The sequence below is a fragment of the Bradyrhizobium sp. LjRoot220 genome (assembly GCF_964252915.1).
Taxonomy (GTDB): Bacteria; Pseudomonadota; Alphaproteobacteria; order Rhizobiales; family Xanthobacteraceae; genus Bradyrhizobium.
In genome coordinates this window covers 1-1,060 of record NZ_CAXUPS020000028.1, presented here as the reverse complement: position 1 = coordinate 1,060, position 1,060 = coordinate 1, and the positions used below count along the sequence as shown (strand labels likewise).

The following is a 1,060-nucleotide window of genomic DNA, read 5'->3' as shown; positions in this document are numbered from 1 at the left end:
TTGGGTTCGAACCTGTCGATCGTGCAGATCCGTCAGGACTTCTCCAAGAACCTGATCAACGTGCTGCAGACCGGCTCGTCGAACCTGACGCTGGCCGACACCAACGAGGAAGCGGCCAACAGCCAGGCGCTGTCGACCCGCCAGTCGATCGCGGTGTCCGCGCTGGCGCTGGCCAACCAGAGCCAGCAGAGCGTGCTCCAGCTGCTCCGCTAAGTTCGGCCGCGAAGACAACGATCAAGGCGGCGGGGGAAACCCCGCCGCCACCATCGATCCAGAATTCCTGAACATCGGATGGCGGCGCGTTTGCCGCACATATTCTCGAGGGATGTTTCGCAGGCGTCGCAGGCGATTGCGCTTGCGTGCGTTCTCGAACGGGAGATGATTTGTGCCACTGCGCGTCGAATTGAAACCGTTTGAGCGGATCGTGATCGGCGAAACCGTTCTCATCAATTCCGCCACCCGTACGTCGTTTCTGATCGACGGCGAGGCGCCGATACTTCGCGAGCGCGACACCGTCACCGCCGAGACCGCCAATACGCCGGCCAAGCGGCTCTATCTCTGCGTTCAGACCATGTATCTGAAGAGCGATATCCCGAAATATCTGACTGCGTATCAGGGCTTCCTGCGCGACCTGCGGCATACCAGTCCCGGCGATCGCCTGGCGATTGATGCCATCAACGCACACGTTTCCAGCGGCGCGCTCTACAAGGCGCTCAAGGAAATTCGCAAATTGATGAAGCGCGAAGACGCCTTGCTGGCGGCCTGATCCGCGTCGGTGTTGTTGCACGACGCAAAATGCGCCCGCTTCCTCATCGATGAAATCATCGGCCGAATATCGCGGCCAATCGCGGTCGGATTTCAAACGCCAGCCAACGTGTTTTGCCGGCGCCGGCGCGCTGTCTGCACGGCATTTTACGACAATTTATTTGGGTTATCCGTATTTGCACGGACGATGAAATTAACGTGGTCGTGCAATCAGAAAGGTTATGCCTGACGGACGACCGCTATGTCGATAGTTGAAGGGCACGCTCAGATGGATGATTTGTTGCGGGAGTTCCTC

2 protein-coding genes are annotated in these 1,060 nt (G+C 58.7%); both read left to right on the top strand.

All coding sequences use genetic code 11. The features are described 5' to 3' along the window. Positions 1 to 213, top strand: a 213-nt coding sequence (locus ACSQ84_RS35950; protein ID WP_436216500.1) for a flagellin, incomplete at its 5' end; no start/stop codon positions are given. A 172-nt stretch (positions 214 to 385) separates the two neighbouring features. Beyond that, complete coding sequence (flbT, locus tag ACSQ84_RS35945; protein WP_436216499.1) at positions 386 to 766, top strand: flagellar biosynthesis repressor FlbT; 381 nt, start codon at positions 386 to 388, stop codon at positions 764 to 766. Positions 767 to 1,060: the final 294 nt, after the last annotated feature.